The following is a 16,583-nucleotide window of genomic DNA, read 5'->3' as shown; positions in this document are numbered from 1 at the left end:
CCGCAGGTGTTCGACTGGTTGCAGGCCATGCCGCCGTTGTTCGTGGCCCAGAACTGCCAACCGTGCGTGAACTCGTGCGTGAGGCCCCAACGGTCCTTCAGCGCACTGGGCGCGATCCACATGCCCATGTGCAGGTTGCGCTGGGGATCCACCCAGGCGCCGCCGGTCAGGCCCCAGCCGGAGTGGATGTGGATGGCGGGCTTGATCTTGTCGGCCTTGTTGTAGAACGGCTCGGGCATCAGCAGGTTCGAATTGAACAGGTTCTGCCAGACCGTGTTCTCGAGCGTCTCGGCCGCCAGGGTCAGGTCGGCCTCGGAGAGGGTCTCGTCCGAATAGAAGGCGAAGTGGGCCGATTCCTTGAGCAGCTTGAAGTGCGACTGTTCGGGGTTGGGGCCACCGGCGCGCCAGGTGCCCGGGGTGACAGCCGGCTTCGGGGTGGCGTTGGCCGGTGCCCAGGTGGTTGCCGTGGTGCCCTCGTCGACCGCCGGTGCCGGTGCCGGTGCCGGTGCGGGTGCGGGTGCGGGTGCGGGTGCAGGTGCAGGTGCAGGTGCAGGTGCAGGTGCAGGTGCAGGTGCAGGTGCAGGTGCAGGTGCAGGTGCAGGTGCAGGTGCAGGTGCAGGTGCAGGTGCAGGTGCAGGTGCAGGTGCAGGTGCAGGCGCAGGGGCTGGCGCTGGCGCTGGCGCGGGCGCCGGCGCCGGCGCGGGCGCGGGCGCGGGCGCGGGCGCGGGCGCGGGCGTGGGCGTGGGCGTGGGCGTGGGAGACGGCGATGGCGATGGCGAAGCCGTTGGTGTCTGCGCGACGGTGTCCCCTCCCGAGCCGCCACCGCAGGCCGCGACAAGCGCGATCAGGGGCACCAGCGCGGCCAGGCGCCAGGCGCGGGCAGACACCAAGGCGTGACGTACCGGCTCAGGTTGACGGGACGATGGGCGGGGCGCGCAACGGCGAGAGGTCATGGCGAGGCATTCCAGAAAGGTCCGGCGAATCGCAACCGCCAACCCGGCTACGCCCACGCCGGGAGAGGTGTTGCATCACGGTGCGCATATTCCGCCAGGCGGCGGGACCTTCTTGACCGTTCACGCATCCGACCGAGTAAGTTCTGTAAGCAGTTCGCAGCCGCCGCGTTCCTTCAATTCGCCCGGATCGATCTGGACGTCATCGAAAGAAGGCGGGGCCGGCGGCGCTGAACCCGGCCTATGGCTCAAGCGCAGATGCGATGGCCTTGCCCACATCCACCGTCGATGCCGAGCCGCCCATGCCTGATCGAAGTGGCGTGGACGCTGAGGGCGGTTCGAGCCCGCGCTTGCCTCTCAGCGGTGGGGCCGCGCGCTCAGGAAGTCGAAGGTCGCGTCCCAGGTCTGCGGGGAGTTCAGGATGCCCATGTGCGAGCTGCCCAGCACCGGGTCGAACGCGCCCTGTCCGAGCAGATTCAACTCGGCCGCGCCTTGCAGGCTCGCGCTGTGCGAGAACGGGGTCGGGCGGCCGAACGAATCCTCGGCCGGCACCGGCGCGATCGCACCATCCTGCACCGGGAAGTAGACGAAGCTCTTGTCGGCATTGCGGATCACCAGCACGCGCGTCGGGCCCGGGGTGTCGTCGCCGCGGTTCAGCCGTTTCAGGAACGGCGTGTCGGGCGAGCCGAGCTCCTTGCAGACCTCGCTCGCCGGCGTGAAGCCGCCAGCCGCCGGTGCCTGAAAGTAGTTGAGCGGGTTCGGCGAGCAATTGATGATGCCGTGGTTCGGCCCGTCGACCGCGACGAAACGCCGCACCTGGTGGTACGCGTGTTCCTGGCGCATCCACTCGCGCGCCAGTGGCACGCCCAGGCTGTGCGCGACGATGTCGACCTCGCGCGCACCGGTGTAGGCCAGCACCGCGGCGACGAAGCGGCTCAGGTCCGGCACGTTCGCCGCGACGGTGTGCGCGATGCGCGAGCGGTTGGTCTGGTCAGCCGCGAGGTTGCACTGGTCGCCCTGGTAGCCGAGCGCCCAGAGTTCGCTGGCGGCATAGCCGCGCTCGGCGAGGTATTGCGCAAAGGCCTGTACGCGACCGAATGGGTTGCAGGCGGTCGGGAACGGCGTGTCGTTGTTGCCATGCAGGAAGATCACCGGCACGCGCGTGACCGGCCCCGCCGCGCCGAAGCCGATCACCGGCTTGGCGAGCGAGGTGTCCTCGATCACCGGGAAGCCAGCCGGAAAGCCCGTGCCGACGATGCCCTCGGCGTGCGCCGGGGCACAGACCAGCGCGCCGACGGCGAGCGCGGTCGAAAGAATCCGTGAAATGCGATGCACAGGCAGTCTCCGTAGATTCGGGTCGGCAGATGGCGATGCGATCATCGCCTGCCTGGTGTCATTGTGACCCGGCCGACTGCCGCTGCGCGCGCCGCCACGCGGCCGGCGGCGACCCGGTGGCACGCTTGAACGCGCGGGCGAACGCCGCCTCCGAGTCGTAGCCCACTTCAAGCGCCACGGCCGCCACGTTGGCGTGGCTTTCCCGCAGCAAGCGGGCACCACATTGCATGCGCCATCGGGCCAGGTACTGCATTGGCGCCAGGCCGGTGAGCGCGACAAACCGTTCGTGCAGGGCCGAGCGCGACAGGCCTGCGCGGTGGCCCAGGTCCTCCAGCGTCCAGGCCTCGGCGGGTTCGGCGTGCATCAGCGCGATGGCGCGGCCCACCTGCCGGTCGCGCAAGGCGCCGAGCCAACCTTGTGACTGGGGGGGCAGTGAGTCGAAGTAGCGCCGTGCGCTGTCGACGAACACCATCTCGCTGACGCGTTCCAGCAGCGCGGCGGAGCCGGCGCGCCGGGCCGCCGACTCCGACACCGCGTGTTCGAGCATCGGTGCCACCCAGGCGCCAACGCCCTCGGCGGGCAGGTGCAGCAACTTCGGCAGTGCGTCGATCAGCGGGTTGAACGGCCGCAGGTCGCATGCAATGAAACCGCACACGATCACCGTGCTGGCGTCGTCGATGGGCAGCCGGGAACCCGGCTCGACCATGTTCCCGTGGTACGTCACCGGGATGGGCTTGGGGTCGTCGAGCATCCGGAACAACCAGTTGTCCTCGGGCCACGGCCGCATGCCCGGCGCGCTGGACACCACGTGCGCATCACCGTGGGGCAACATCACGATGCCCCCCTCGCTCACCCTCAACGGGGGCTCCCCGTCGACCGCCACCCACCCCTCGCCCTTGACGAACAGGTGGTACTCGATCACGTGTTCGGCACCCGGCATCACGGCCGGCGCGAGCTCACGCGACGGGGCGGCCTGGGCCGCCCACTGACCGCGGCAACTGACGTGGAAGAAGACAGACCCGCGCAACCGCACACTGCGCAACACGTCGGACAGCGGGTCGAGGGTCGTCATGGTGCTGCGGACATCGGGTTGGCGGACGCGCGAGCAAAGCGGCAAGACGGTGGGTCAAGCGCCGGAAGGCGCTGCAGCGAATCATAGGCGCACCGACAACGGCCGCGTCGGCAATCACCTACCCGAGAGGAGTTCCACCATGACCGCCACCGCCACGCCCTCCCAGACCACCGCCCCGGACTACACCGCGATCAAGCAACGCCAACAGGCCACCTGGGCCAGCGGCGACTTTTCCGTGATTGGCACCAAGCTCCAGATCGTGGGCGAGATGCTCGCCGAAGCCGTCGACCTGCGCGCCGGCGAACAGGTGCTCGACGTCGCCGCGGGCAATGGCAACGCCACGCTGGCCGCGGCTCGCCGCTTCGCCGAGGTGACCTCCACCGACTTCGTGCCGGCCCTGCTGGACAAGGGCCGCCGCCGCGCCGAGGCCGAAGGCCTGGATGTGCACTTCGAGGTGGCCGATGCCGAGGCCCTGCCCTTCGAGGCCGGCAGCTTCGACGTCGTGCTGTCGACCTTCGGCGTGATGTTCGCGCCCAACCAGGCGCGCGCCGCGAGCGAACTGCTGCGCGTGGTGCGCCCGGGCGGCCGCATCGGCTTGGCGAACTGGACGCCGGACGGCCTCATCGGCCGCCTGCTGAAGATCGTGGGCACCCATGTGCCACCACCGGCCGGACTGCGCTCACCGTCGCTCTGGGGCACCGAGGCCCACCTGGTCTCGCTGTTCGGCCCGGTGGCCCACCAGCTGCGCGTGGAACGGAAGCTGTTCATGTTCCGCTACTTCTCGGCCGCACACTTCGTGCAGGTGTTCCGCGACCTGTATGGCCCCACCCACAAGGCCTTCGCCGCGCTCGATGCCGCGGGGCAGGCCGCGCTGGAGCGTGACATCACCGGGCTGCTGAACGAATTCGACGTTGGCGGCGGGCGCGGGCTGGTGGCGCCGGGCGAGTACGCCGAGATCGTGATCACCGTGGGTTGATGCCCGCCCGGTGCTCAGTGGATGATGGGCACCGGCTCCCGGTCCTCGAACGCAGACTGCACGGCCTCGACAACTTGCAACGCCAATGCCTTGTCGTCCAGCGGCGGGTACTCCTTCGCAAGCTTGCCTGAGATGCGCCAGCCGCTCTCCTGAATCGACCGGATCATGCGAGCGGCATCTGCATTCGGCATGCCGTACTGGGCCTCCAGGGCCTTGAATCCGATGTTCAAGTTACACAAATCCGGTTTGGAGAAGAGAAAAACAGTGACAAACCGGCCTCCTCCAGAAAAAACGCTACGGCGGCCGGCCCGATCGACGCTTCGGAAGTGCACCCCGCTTCGCGCGTCCCACGCTACCGTTGAAACCCCGGCCACCCCGGCACCGCCGCCGCCAGCGCGTCGATGAGCAACCGTGTGCGGGCCGGCCGGTAGCGCTGGGCCTGGTACATCACCCAGGCCCGCTGCGGCTCGGCGCGCCAGGTGGGCAGCACGCGCACGAGGTCGCCGCGGTCGAGCAGGTCCCGCACGAGCCAGTCGGGCGCGAGACCGGGCCCGGCGCCCAGCACCAGCGCCTCGCGGATCGACATCGAGCTGTTGACCCGGTACCGGCCCGACACCGCCACCGTCTCGCGGGCGCCGCGCGGGCCGTCGAGCGTGAGGGTGTCGAGCGACGTGGCCCATGCGAACTGCAGCACCTCGTGCCCCGCCAGGTCTTGCGGGCGCCGGATGCGCGGGGCATTCGCGACGTAGGCCGGCGACGCCACCAGGCCTCGCCGCGACACCCCCACCTCGCGCGCCACCACGTGGGGCGGCGGCGGGCCGCCGAGGCGCAGCGCCACGTCCACGCCCTCCTCCACCAGGTCCACGAACCGGTCGTTCAGGATCAGCTCGGCCTGCACGCCGGCGTGGATGCGCAGGAACCCGAGCAGCCAGGCGTTCAGGCGCAGTTGCCCGATGGCCAGCGGGGCGTTGATGCGCAGCAGCCCGCTCGGTGAACCCGCCAGGCCGCGTGCGGCATCGAGTGCCTCGGCGTGCTGCTCGAGCACGCGGCGCGCGTGCACGTAGAACTGCTGCCCTTCGTCGGTGGGCGCGAGGTGCACGGTGCTGCGTTCGAGCAGCCGCACCCCCACGGTTTTTTCGAGCGCCGCCACCGCCTTGCTGACGGTGGGTTGGGTGATGCGCAGCTCGCGCGCCGCGGCCGACAGGCTGCCCAGTTCGACGGCCCGCACGTAGGTGGCCATCGCCTTCAAGGTGTCCATGGGGTCATTCCAGAATCGAATGGGGTTCATTCAATTTTGCAGGCTTCCGCGATGAAGTGGAAGAACCTACCGTGAGGGCTCGTTCACTCACCGATCGCCTGCCATGAACCTCAAGGCCCTGCTTCTGACCGCCGTGCTCGCCGTCGCCTCCACCACCGCCCACGCCGCCGACCCCTGGGTGGGCGCGTGGCGCGCCAGCCCGCAGCCGCTGTGGGGTGGCGACTTCGTCTTGCCCACGTTCGCGCCGTTCCAGTTCCAGCAGCAGACCATCCGCCAGCCCATGCGGGTGAGCCTGGGCGGCACACGCTGGCGCGTGGTCGTCTCGAACGCGTACGGCACCACGCCGCTGCGCATCGGTGCCGCCGGGTTCGCGCTGGCGGGCGCCGGCGCCGGCGTGATGCCGGGCTCCCATCGGCCCGTGACGTTCGGCGGCACGGCCAGTGTCGAGGTGCCTCCGGGTGGCGAGGCGGTCAGCGACCCGGTCGACCTGCGGGTGGCGCCACTCGCGCGGGTGGCGGTGTCGCTGTTCGTGCCTGGCCCCACCGCACCGTCCACGTTCCACTGGGAAGCACGTGACACCGGGCACGTGGCCACCGGCCAGGGGGTGGCCGAGACCACGCTTGGCGGCAACACCACACCGCTGCCGGTGCGGGTGTTTGTCAGCGGCCTCCTGGTGCAGGCGCCTCCTGGCACCGGCAGTGTCGTGACGCTCGGCGATTCGATCACCGACGGCAACGGCGCCACACCGGGCACGGACCGCCGCTGGCCCGACGCGCTGGCCGAACGCCTCGCCCCGCGCGGCACGGCGGTGTTGAACGCCGGCATCTCCGGCGCCCGCCTGCTGAAGGACGGCATGGGCACCAGCGCGTCGGCCCGGTTCGCGCAGGAAGTGTTTGCCACACCCGGGGTGCGTGCGGTGATCGTGCTGCTGGGCACCAACGACATCGGCTGGGCCGGCGGCCCGTTCGCCCCCGCCGAGGTGCCGGCCACCCTCGAGGGGATGGTCGCCGGCTACCGCCAGCTCATCGAACGCGCGCGGGTGCATGGCGTGCGGGTGATCGGTGCCACGATCCCGCCATTCGAAGGTGCGCTGCAGGGCACACCGCTCGAAGGGCACCACTCGCCCGCGAAGGACCGGGTGCGCGAGGCCGTGAATGCGTGGATCCGGACCAGCGGGGCGTTCGACGCGGTCGTGGACTTCGACGCCACGCTGCGAGACCCGGCCCACCCGGCCCGGCTGCTGCCGGCCTTCGACTCGGGCGATCACCTGCACCCGGGTGATGCCGGGTACCGCGCGATGGCCGCGGCTGTGGACCTCGACACGTTGCGTTGAACGTGCGGGGGCAGGCACGCTGAATGCCCCCTCTCCGGATCGCCGCCCGATTCACGGAGACCCCGCATGCCCCAGACCGTTCACCTGTATGTTTTCGACGGCTTTGCCGATTGGGAAGCCGCGTTTGCCGTGGCCGGCATCCAGCAGCCGAAGTTCCAGCGCCGCCCCGGCCAGTGGCAGGTGCGCACGGTGGGGCCATGGCGCCATGCGCCGGTGCGCTCGGCAGGCGGGCTCACGGTGGTGCCCGACCTGGGCCTCGACCAGATCCGGCCGGCCGACAGCGCGATGCTGATCCTGCCGGGCGGCGACGGCTGGGAAGACAACGACAGCGCCCACATGTGGGCCATCAACAAGGCCGGCGATTTCCTCGACCAGGGCGTGCCGGTGGCGGCCATCTGCGGTGCCACCGCCGGCCTCGCGAAAGCCGGCCTCCTGGACGACCGCAACCACACGAGCAACGCCCAGGCCTACCTGAACGGCACCGGCTACGACGGCTCGGCGTTCTACCGGAACGAGCCGGTGGTGGTGGGCTCCGGGCTCATCACCGCGGGCGGCATGGCCCCGCTGGAATTCGCCCGCGCCATCTTCAGCGAACTGGGCATCTACGACGACGACGTACTGGAGGCCTGGTACCAGCTCTACAAGACCGGGCAGCCGGCCTGGTACGCGCGCATGCAGCAGGCGGCCGAAGGGGCCGAGGTTTAGTGTTCCTTCAGTTGGCCCGCCATCACCGCGAGCGCAGCGAGCAGCACCACAAGCAACCCGAACGACACGCTGAGTCCGGCGAACGAAGCCACCCAGCCGATCACCGGCGGGCCAAGCAGAAAGCCCGCATACCCGACACTCGCCACCGTGGCGATGCCATGGCCCGGCGTGGTGCGGCTGCGGCGGCCCGCAGTGGCGAACACCACCGGCGCCACCAGCGCGAGGCTCAGCCCCGCGACCCCGAACGCCACGAGCGTGACCGGCAACGACCGCGTGGCCAGCGCCACGGCCAGCGCCACCGCACCCACCGCATTGCCCACGCGCAGCACCGACACCGCGCTGAACCGCTGCGTGGCCCGGTCGCCCACGAAACGCATCGTGGTCATGGCCACCGCGAACGCGGCGTAGCCCCACGCGGCCACTGCCTCGCTGGTGTCCAGCGTGTCACGCAGCAGCACGGCGCTCCAGTCGGCCATGGCCCCTTCGGCGAGGAACGCGCACAGCGCCATGGCACCGAGGGCCATCATCGACGCATCGGGTCGGCCTTTCGACACGGGGGCCGGCGCAGCATCACGCTGGACCACGTCGGGCAGCAGCGGGCGCACCACGGCCAGCACCACCGCCAGCACCACGGCCACCGCGGTGAGGTGCACCGCGGGCGACAACCCCTGGTGGGCCGCGAGGCTGCCCAGCACCGCCCCGGCCAACCCGCCGGCACTCCACATGCCGTGCAACGACGACATCACCGGCCGGCCGGCGCGGCGCTCCACCTCGACGCCCAGCGCGTTCATGGTGATGTCGACCGCGCCGTTGGCGGCGCCGAACACGAACAGCGTGAGGGCCAGCGCGAGGTGCGAGCCCACCAGCGCGGGCTGCGGCAGCGCGAAGCTGTAGAGCGCCGCGGCCAGCAGGAGCTGCGTGCGGGTGCCGAGGATGTCGGCCCCGCGGGCGGACAGGCGAAACGCCACGATGGCGCCGGCGGCCAACGCAAAGAGCGCCGTGCCGAGTTCCCCCTCGTTCAGGCCCACGCCATCGCGCACGGCGGGGATGCGGGACACCCAACTCGCGAAACCTGCGCCGTTGCAAAAGAAGACGGCCGCGACGGCCCAATGGGCGGCCGACACGGGGTCGGCCTGGGTGCGGGGAGTGGGATGGACGGCATGCGCGGATGCTAGTGGATTTGCTCGAATCGAGCAACTTCGAGCAAATGCAAGCATTTACAATCGGGGCATGCAAACGCCCGCCCCACCCCGGTTCACCCACGAACGCCACGCCCGCATCCTTGACTGGTTGAATGCCCATGGCCGTGTCGAGGTGCTCGAATTGGCGCGTTTGCTCGAGGTATCCGAGCACACCATCCGCCGCGACCTCGAAGCCCTGCAGGCCAGCGGGGTGCTGCAACGCACGCATGGCGGGGCGGTATCCATCGACACGTCGCGTCTCGGTTTCGGGGGCCGTTCGGCGGTGCTCGCGAAGGTGAAGGACGCGCTCGGGCACACCGGCGCCGGGCTGATCGAGGCCGGCCAGTCCGTCGTGCTCGACGCGGGGTCCACCACGCTTGCGATGGCCCGCGCGCTCACGGTGCGTCCGCTCACCGTCATCACCAACTCGCTCGACGTGGCCGCGGTGTTCGACCGCGACCGTGCGGTGCAGCTCGTGGTGCTGGGCGGGGTGTGGCAGCCCGAGCACCGTGCGTTCTGGGGCCACGCCACGTGCGAGATGCTCGCGAACCACCGGGCCGACTGGGCCGTGCCCGGTGTGTGTGCGGTGGACCTGGCCGCGGGGGTCACCGCCACCGAGGAACCCGACGCGATGCTCAAGCAGGCGATGGTGCGCGTGGCCCGGCGCACGATGGTGCTCGCCGACCACGCGAAGGTGGACGATGTAGCACCCTACCGTGTGGCCGACTGGCCTCAGGTGCACACGTTCGTCACCGACCGGCCCTGGCCCGAACTGGCGGCGAGGGGCGTGGACGTGCGGCTCGCGGCCGACCCTAGCGCTTAGCGGCCCGGCAGGCTTGACGCCCTGAGATGTTCGGACGAACCGTGGAATCGTGCGGCCAGCAGGCGCGACACCGCCTCGTCGCGCTGCGTGTGGCGCCCGGCGCTGCTCAATCGAAGGGCGAGCAAGGTCCGATCAACCCGAATATCGCGGATCGCCAACTCAACGCCACGCGACATCAGACGCGGCCCTCAGCAGCAATTTCAGCAGCCTGTTAGGCCCCGGATGGGCGACTTCGGCGACTACCAACGGGAATCTTGAAGTGAACTACATCTGCCGATCCGGGAATTTGATACCGCCCTCGACCCAGAATCGCAAACTCGGCTTGGTCAATCTGTTGAAACGAGCTGCGCTGAACTTGAAAAACCTTGGAGAGTATCCAGTTTCTCGCCGTGGTGGACGCGAGCGAACCCAGATCATCCGGAACGTCCGCACATTCCGTATGGGCGAAACCGTTAATAACTCTGCAAATCGCGAGTTGGTCATCATTGCAGGTTGCTTGACCACCCGGCGGAGTTGGGCACTTGCACACGTTCGGCATATTAGTCTCCCAGTGACTCAGGCAACGCGCGCGACATAGTTTCCTGCCGACGCGACGGACACGCGATACGAACGCACGTTTCGCGTTGCGATCCTTCCAAGCTGCTCGATAAGGTATTCAGGAGTCGCAGCCGTGAGCTGGCGAGGCTCTAGCGGGGACGAAAGTTCGTTCTCTGAGAAACCTTCAAACGCGATCAGGCGATCGCGGGCGACCACGGTGGCGGCGGCACGCAGTGTGCAGTTCTTCGGAATGCTGATCGATACACCGGTGCTGGTGGTCTTTACTTCTGGACGCGGGCGCCATAGGAACAGAGCAAAGAACACTACGGCCGAAATTAACAGCATGAAGACTAATATCAACACAAAGACCAGCTCCGGGGCAAGTCTTGCTAGCGGCCAGTCGAACTTGTCGTACAGCTTATAGAACAGTCCGAGCGCTACCCCTGGGATACCCAGTCCGGCGAGCGCCTTCCAGTACTTTATGTCCATTACCTCCTCCAGTTCATGGTACTGCGGGATTGCGCTGTGCGGAATTTTCTTGGGTCCCTAACGTTTGACATGGGCGGCGGGCGCCAAAGGGGCGAAGCCGCTTTGGTGACGTCCGCTCGATGGACGAGTTAGGTTTCACCCCAATGCGCGGAGTGGACTACACAGCGGCGCGCTCAAAGCGCCTAAGCACCGAAGAGTTTTCGACCTCATTTCGAAAGAGCTCGATTAAAGCTATCACGTCATCGTGAAGCTCCAAATATTCAGCCACCTTCAGGGATAGATCCTCTCCGTGCGCAATATGATTGCGGGGACTGACCAAGCTGGAGTCGATGAACCTTAGACGAGTCTCAAACTGCGAGTGATCGAGACCGGGTGCCGCGAGTATATCAAGCAGGACTTTCGAGGAAAGATTGGACTTCGTATCCACAACGTTTTTGTACGGCACTCTTGACTGCGCATCCAGCGACGTGCAGAAGAAGTCAGCCAAGAGATTTCCGCTCGAAATTTTCTCGCTTGCGCCAAGCTCGAAATATTTTGACCTGAGCGATAAACCGACAAAGTTTGGAGCGAGTTTTCGATACGGGATTCGATGCGAGGCCACGAACTCAAGATAGAACGAGGATGTTGACTTAACGAATCCTTCCCAATGAGCGTACAGCAGCGCAACGGCGGCCCGAATGACGACGCGACATCGCAGTTGGCTGGATGACTCCTGCACAAGTGCGCGCATATCGGTAAGTTCGCGCCGGCGCCAGACTAGGTCACCGGCGATTCGATCTATGAGCTGATCCGTCGTTCGAATCATGGGGGCTTCCCCTATGCCGCGAAGAGCTTGCGGCCGAGAGGAATCAGGCGCGGGAGTCTTCTGCTCGCCGTGACGCCAGACGTCGCCCAGTCGGTAAAAGCAGAACTGCCCCAAACCGATCGCGCTCGCTTGACGAGTTCACCCTTCGAGCAAAGCGTGTTGTGTGCGAGGTTATAGGCCACACCGAGCGCCACAACCTCAAACATGGAAAGCAGGAAGCCTCCTTCGTGCTTCTTTTTCTTCGCGTTGTATCGCTTGAACGATGCGTCTTCTAGAGCATCGTTTAAAACCGAGAACGTATCCTCAAAGAGCTGCTTTGCGCCTGCGCGGCGAAACTTCTTATCTTGCGCAACATCGGACATACGGTCCGTTAGAAAGGCCCCAACATCTCCGATCGACCTGATATCTTCTTCCGGAATCTGAGCAAGCAAGACAAACCGTAGTGCCAACTCCACGTCATACGCCTCTTCAAGCGGCCGATCACTCAGTGCAGTAGCTTCAATGAAGGGATCAAACCTTGGCAAATCCTTTAGCCACTCAAAGAATGACTTGTTAACCATCAGGAGCAAGCAATTTCTGACCTCTTGCGGACTGAGCTCTGACCCACCCGTATTCAAGCGTTGGAAGAGGTCATATTTGGCCGACTCGTCGCTCTCCTTGAGAACGATGCTGGCGGCAATCTTGGAGCGCTTCATTACAAGCTGAAGTTCTTTCGGCATCGACTTCTTTGGGTCGCCTTCGATGTCCCACCGGATCCCACGTAGCCCGGGCAAGTACTTTGTTCCCTCCAGGGTGAGTGGCTCCATTCGTTTGCCCGCGTCGTCACGCAGGAGGCCCATGAACTGGAAGATCGTTGAGAGTCGCTGGAGGCCGTCCACCACATCCCATACGCCGTCGTCACGTTGACTGACAAATATCGGAGGAAGGGGGATGCCCAAAAGAATCGACTCAATGAGGCCAGCCTTCTGGGCTGTGGTCCATCGATAAAACCGTTGGAACTCTGGGTGAATGTCCAGCTCTTCCCGTTCATACATGCTGACCCACTCGCCTATAGACATAGGATAGCCGTCAGTCTTGATCTCCCGACGCTTCTTGTTGATCTGTTCAATGAGGCTCATCGTGTGTCCTTGCCCTTGTTTCAGCAGAGCATATCGTGTGGTCGCTGCACATGAAACGTTAGACATGAGCGGCGGAGCAAAGCCGAAGGCCTTGGGATGCCCGAAGGCGGCTGTTGAAGCGGTGGTGGCTGGCCGCAACGTGCGCCAAGATGACCGCACAAAGGTCGCCGCCAAAGATGATCCTCCGTCGACGATCGCGTGGAGGGAGCCTGCACGGCAGTTGCAGCGCGGGTTCGAACAGCGTTCCGCTGGCGGCATGTTGGCGCAGGTCGACAAGCCGTTGTGAGTTCGTCGCGCGCCCCGGCACGCGCGAACATGCCCGCCCGCGTGACGCGCACCGTGGTGGCCGCCGCATTCAACGTGACGCGGCTGCAGGCCACGCGTGCGACCACGGCACCTCATCGGCAGAAACAGGCGCCGATCTTCTGCCTCGTGCGTCGTCTAAGAATTCGTGTTTACCAATGCGTTTTTTCTGACGTGTGTCAACGCCTAGCTGTGAAGAGTCAAGAGGTTCTTTCGTGAAGTCGAGAGACGGCCGGCAGCGCTTCGCGCCGCTGGTCTGAGTGCTCGTAAGCCCGACCGTAGGCCCACTCCCGCAGTGCCGATTGGATGAAGCGCTCAGCCTTCCCGTTCTCGTAAGTCCAGAACTGCCTGTCGTGCGAACACTGGAGCGACCATAGAGGTCGAAGTCACCCACCCATTTCACCCGTTGAAGGGCCAGCGTCTCGTACTGGCGACGCGCAAGAAGAACTGGGGCGAGGACCGTGTGATGTTCTTCGACCAGCAAGGTCAGCTACGCTCGCTGCCCGCGGACTGGACCGACGTGGATCCACAGGATGCGAGAACGCAGGCGGCAGCAGGTCGCGCGTGCCTGCGCGCAGATGACCTGTTGACGCTCTCTTCATTGGTCGGCGAGATCACGTCGCGCCGCAGCAGCCGGCGATCGCGTGTCAAGACAATTACGCCGCATGCGTAAACGCATTTATGCCGCGGCCTGGCCTGTCAAGCTATACGCCTGCGCTGTGGACTGCTTGTCTGCCATCGATTCCCCAGGAGGCTCGCGGCAAACGATCCTTGACAGCGTGGAGTACGCGGCATATTGTTCTTTACACATCAAGCACCCTCCAAGCTGTGTCGAAGTCCCCCACCAAGATCGATCGTCTTCGCCAAGCAGGGATCTTGAACGCCCAGCCGCAGCGAGTGCGGGCCGTCTGGTTCCAGACCGGCGGGTTCTTCGACGCCAACGATCTCGTGCAGGTCAAGTACGAGATGCTTCGGCATGCGCGAGAGGAAGGCGTCACCAAGGCCGAGGCGGCCAGCTTGTTCGGCCTGTCGCGACCCACCTTCTACCAGGCAGAGGCCGCGTTCGAGCGCGATGGTGTGGCAGGCTTGCTGCCACGGCCGCGTGGCCCCAAGGCAGCTCACAAGCTCACGCCCGAGGTCATGGGCGTGATCGAGTCCCATCATCACGGCGGCGGGCCTTTGCAGGCCCGCGAGATGGCCAGGTTGGTGCACACCCAGCTTGGCGTCACGGTGCACCCACGCAGTATCGAACGGGCGATGGCCCGCAAAAAAAAACGCTGACGCATTCGTCGGCGCCAGTTGCGACACGTCCGCAAGAGGAAGCGACGCAGGCCTACGAACACGTGCGCGCCGACGTGCTCGCTGGCCGGGCCAGACCCGATGCCCTGGGCGCATTCGCCTTCCACGGCATGTGGCAAGGGCTGCGGGTGCTGTCGAGCATCGCAGATCCGACGTCGCTCTCACCGAGCAAGCCGCCGGCATCGCCGGAGGCACACACCAGCACGCTCGATCGCCAGCTCGTGCGGTTGCTGGCCGACATGGTGCTGGCAACCCAGTTGGAGGTACACGATGCCCACTGAATCTGTGTTGAAGGTCGGTGCTGACCATCTTCGCCGCGACGCGTTCCTGTACGTGAGGCAATCATCGCTGCGCCAAGTGTTCGAGAACACGGAGAGCACCAAGCGCCAGTACGCGCTGCGCGAGCGTGCGGTCGCGCTCGGCTGGCCGATTGAGCGGGTGCACGTCATCGACAGTGACCTGGGCCTGTCTGGCGCCCAGGCACGCGACCGCGACGGCTTCCAGCATCTCGTGACCGAGGTAGCGCTGGGACACGCCGGCATTGTGCTTGGCTTGGAGGTCTCGCGCCTTGCACGCAATAACGCCGACTGGCATCGCCTGATCGAACTGGCAGCGATGTCGCGCACCTTGATCCTCGATGAGGACGGGGTCTACGACCCGGCGCAGTTCAACGATCGGCTGCTACTCGGATTGAAGGGCACGATGAGCGAAGCCGAGTTGCACATCCTGAAGTCCCGCCTGCAAGGCGGCATCCTGAACAAGGCTCGCCGGGGTGAGCTCGAGATGCCCCTGCCTGTGGGCTTGGTGTACGACGGCGCCGGACGGGTCGTGCTGGACCCTGACCGACAGGTCCGAGACAGTCTTGCGATGTTGTTCGAAGCCTTCCGCGAGACCGGCTCCGCCTGCGCCGTGGTCCGCCGCCTGCGGACTCGGGAGGTCCTGTTCCCGCGACGGATACGTCGCGGAATCGGCAAGGGTGATCTGCTGTGGGCTCCGCTGGACGTGTCACGTGCCTTGCAGATCCTGCACAACCCGCGCTACGCGGGGGCCTTCGTCTACGGGCGCTCGAGGATCGCGTTCAACGCCGAGTTGCGGCCGGTGCAGCGCAGCGTCAAGCAGCAGGACTGGCATGTGTTGATCCGTGATGCCCATGAGGGCTACATCAATTGGCAGGAGTTCGAGCGCAACCAGCTCAAGCTGCGAGAGAACCTGGGCTTCTCACCGGGCGAGAGAGGGCGCATGCCTCGTGAGGGCAATGCGCTACTGCAGGGCCGTCTGATCTGCGGGAAGTGTGGCTCTCGGATGCGCGTTCATTACGAGAACCTCTCGGGCCGGCTGCGCCCCTACTACTGCTGCGTAGAAGAGGTCGTGCGCCGCGCCGGCAAACCTTGCCAGTGGGTTCATGGTCTGGCGGTCGACGATGCCATCGGGTCCCTGCTGCTGGAGACGGTGGCGCCGGCGGCCATCGAGATTGCGCTGGCAGTACAAGAAGAGATCGCCCGCCGCATCGAGCAGACGGCAGCTCAACGTCAGGCGCAGCTGCAACGTACCCGCTACGAAGCCGAGTTGGCACGCCGCCGATACGCGAAGGTGGATCCGGACAACCGCTTGGTGGCCGACGCGCTGGAGGCCGACTGGAATCGGCGCTTGCGCGAGCTCGACGAACTGCAGCGCGAGCACGAACGTCAGCAGGATGATGAGCAGGCTCGACTCGATGAGCCCGCGCGCAAGCGCATCATCGGCCTTGCACGCGACTTCCCGCGGGTATGGAATGACGACAGAACCAGCGCGATGGAGCGCAAGCGCATGCTGGCACTGTTGATCGAAGATGTGACCCTGGTGGCGGGGCCCAGCATCGCGGTGCACGTGCGCTGGCGCGGAGGTCGAACCCAAAGCCTATCCGTCGACAAGCCGCGGCCGATTGCGCAAATCCGCAAGACGGCGCCGGACGTGGTCAAGCTCATCGACGAGTTGCTCGAGACGTCAACCGACAAGCAGGTGGCCGCCAGACTCAATGAACTCGGGCACCGCAACTGGCGAGGCGAGTCGTTCTCGCCGAAGAAGGTCATCGTCGTGCGCAGCGCCTACAAGCTGCGCAGTCGGTTCGAGCGTCTGCGACTTCGCGGGATGCTCACCGGCGAGGAGATCGCGCAACAACTTGGAGTGTCCACGACGACGGTTCACGAGCTCGGCCGACAGGGGGTGCTGACCCGCCACCTCTATGGCAACAATCACCGCTGCTTGTATGAGCCGCCCGGCGGTGGTCAACTCATCCGTGGTGTCGGCGGCCGATACGGCGGCCTGTCGTGGTCAAGCTTCTTCGGACGGCCCGATAAGGGAACGTTGAACTCTATTGGGCGGCGGCGTGCTGCTGTTCGTAGTGGCTGGGGGATCGATAT

Annotated in this window: 17 protein-coding genes and 1 pseudogene; 9 read left to right on the top strand and 9 right to left on the bottom strand. The window is 66.2% G+C overall.

The window, feature by feature from the left end:
* The 3 genes and pseudogenes from ASC87_RS32810 to ASC87_RS25760 form a co-directional block, all read right to left on the bottom strand.
* A pseudogene (locus ASC87_RS32810) lies at window positions 1–887 on the bottom strand (DUF6055 domain-containing protein); the annotation flags it as partial.
* 420 nt (window positions 888–1,307) lie between these two features.
* Window positions 1,308–2,285 (bottom strand): alpha/beta hydrolase, encoded by a 978-nt coding sequence (locus ASC87_RS25765; protein WP_056669701.1) that lies wholly within the window; start codon window positions 2,283–2,285, stop codon window positions 1,308–1,310.
* A gap of 58 nt (window positions 2,286–2,343) precedes the next feature.
* The gene (locus tag ASC87_RS25760; protein WP_056669698.1) at window positions 2,344–3,357 is read right to left on the bottom strand and encodes an AraC family transcriptional regulator; all 1,014 of its coding nucleotides are present in this window, start codon (window positions 3,355–3,357) and stop codon (window positions 2,344–2,346) included.
* Window positions 3,358–3,496: 139 nt separating this feature from the next.
* Between ASC87_RS25760 and ASC87_RS25755 the strand changes: the two genes are divergently transcribed.
* Complete coding sequence (locus tag ASC87_RS25755) at window positions 3,497–4,333, top strand: class I SAM-dependent methyltransferase (protein WP_056669695.1); 837 nt, start codon at window positions 3,497–3,499, stop codon at window positions 4,331–4,333.
* 14 nt (window positions 4,334–4,347) lie between these two features.
* On the opposite strand, the gene ASC87_RS25750 is transcribed toward ASC87_RS25755, so the two are convergent.
* Both ASC87_RS25750 and ASC87_RS25745 read right to left on the bottom strand, forming a co-directional pair.
* A complete protein-coding gene (locus ASC87_RS25750; protein ID WP_056669691.1) occupies window positions 4,348–4,563 on the bottom strand; it encodes a hypothetical protein in 216 nt (71 codons plus the stop codon).
* Window positions 4,564–4,685: 122 nt separating this feature from the next.
* Window positions 4,686–5,591 (bottom strand): LysR family transcriptional regulator, encoded by a 906-nt coding sequence (locus ASC87_RS25745; protein WP_056669688.1) that lies wholly within the window; start codon window positions 5,589–5,591, stop codon window positions 4,686–4,688.
* Window positions 5,592–5,694: 103 nt separating this feature from the next.
* Between ASC87_RS25745 and ASC87_RS25740 the strand changes: the two genes are divergently transcribed.
* Together ASC87_RS25740 and ASC87_RS25735 are read left to right on the top strand one after the other, a co-directional pair.
* The gene (locus tag ASC87_RS25740) at window positions 5,695–6,924 is read left to right on the top strand and encodes an SGNH/GDSL hydrolase family protein (RefSeq protein ID WP_056669685.1); all 1,230 of its coding nucleotides are present in this window, start codon (window positions 5,695–5,697) and stop codon (window positions 6,922–6,924) included.
* Between the two features lie 66 nt (window positions 6,925–6,990).
* Window positions 6,991–7,629 carry a DJ-1/PfpI family protein gene (locus tag ASC87_RS25735; protein ID WP_056669682.1) on the top strand — a complete coding sequence of 213 codons (639 nt, stop codon included), beginning with the start codon at window positions 6,991–6,993 and terminating at the stop codon, window positions 7,627–7,629.
* On the opposite strand, the gene ASC87_RS25730 is transcribed toward ASC87_RS25735, so the two are convergent.
* Window positions 7,626–8,687, bottom strand: coding sequence for an MFS transporter (locus tag ASC87_RS25730; RefSeq protein ID WP_157604361.1), 1,062 nt, complete (start codon window positions 8,685–8,687; stop codon window positions 7,626–7,628). The two genes, ASC87_RS25735 and ASC87_RS25730, sit on opposite strands and share 4 nt — an antisense overlap.
* Before the next feature lie 172 nt (window positions 8,688–8,859).
* On the opposite strand from ASC87_RS25730, the gene ASC87_RS25725 reads away from it, so the two are divergent.
* Window positions 8,860–9,633 carry a DeoR/GlpR family DNA-binding transcription regulator gene (locus tag ASC87_RS25725; protein ID WP_056669677.1) on the top strand — a complete coding sequence of 258 codons (774 nt, stop codon included), beginning with the start codon at window positions 8,860–8,862 and terminating at the stop codon, window positions 9,631–9,633.
* Window positions 9,634–10,188: 555 nt separating this feature from the next.
* Here ASC87_RS25725 and ASC87_RS25715 read toward each other — a convergent pair.
* The 3 genes from ASC87_RS25715 to ASC87_RS25705 all read right to left on the bottom strand — a co-directional run bounded on the left by ASC87_RS25715 (window position 10,189) and on the right by ASC87_RS25705 (window position 12,582).
* Window positions 10,189–10,659 carry a hypothetical protein gene (locus ASC87_RS25715; RefSeq protein WP_056669670.1) on the bottom strand — a complete coding sequence of 157 codons (471 nt, stop codon included), beginning with the start codon at window positions 10,657–10,659 and terminating at the stop codon, window positions 10,189–10,191.
* A gap of 157 nt (window positions 10,660–10,816) precedes the next feature.
* Window positions 10,817–11,464: an MAE_28990/MAE_18760 family HEPN-like nuclease gene (locus tag ASC87_RS32190; protein ID WP_157604359.1), complete on the bottom strand. Its 648-nt coding sequence runs from the start codon at window positions 11,462–11,464 to the stop codon at window positions 10,817–10,819.
* Between the two features lie 11 nt (window positions 11,465–11,475).
* Entirely contained in the window at window positions 11,476–12,582 is a 1,107-nt protein-coding gene (locus ASC87_RS25705; protein WP_056669663.1) for a DUF262 domain-containing protein, read from the bottom strand.
* 64 nt (window positions 12,583–12,646) lie between these two features.
* Between ASC87_RS25705 and ASC87_RS25700 the strand changes: the two genes are divergently transcribed.
* The 5 genes from ASC87_RS25700 to ASC87_RS25680 form a co-directional block, all read left to right on the top strand.
* Window positions 12,647–12,868: a hypothetical protein gene (locus ASC87_RS25700; RefSeq protein WP_056669660.1), complete on the top strand. Its 222-nt coding sequence runs from the start codon at window positions 12,647–12,649 to the stop codon at window positions 12,866–12,868.
* A gap of 390 nt (window positions 12,869–13,258) precedes the next feature.
* Window positions 13,259–13,558, top strand: a complete 300-nt coding sequence (locus tag ASC87_RS25695) for a DUF5372 family protein (RefSeq protein WP_157604358.1) — start codon at window positions 13,259–13,261, stop codon at window positions 13,556–13,558.
* A gap of 203 nt (window positions 13,559–13,761) precedes the next feature.
* Window positions 13,762–14,166, top strand: a complete 405-nt coding sequence (locus ASC87_RS25690; protein ID WP_235582291.1) for a helix-turn-helix domain-containing protein — start codon at window positions 13,762–13,764, stop codon at window positions 14,164–14,166.
* 62 nt (window positions 14,167–14,228) lie between these two features.
* Window positions 14,229–14,465, top strand: a complete 237-nt coding sequence (locus ASC87_RS25685; RefSeq protein ID WP_056669654.1) for a hypothetical protein — start codon at window positions 14,229–14,231, stop codon at window positions 14,463–14,465.
* A partial coding sequence (locus ASC87_RS25680) for a recombinase family protein (RefSeq protein ID WP_157604357.1) occupies window positions 14,455–16,583 on the top strand: 2,129 nt, incomplete at its 3' end. The genes ASC87_RS25685 and ASC87_RS25680, both read left to right, overlap by 11 nt.

It is taken from the genome of Rhizobacter sp. Root1221, from assembly GCF_001425785.1.
Lineage (GTDB): Bacteria > Pseudomonadota > Gammaproteobacteria > Burkholderiales > Burkholderiaceae_C > Rhizobacter.
Note: the sequence above shows the minus strand (reverse complement) of the source record. Positions and strands in the feature narration are given on the sequence as shown.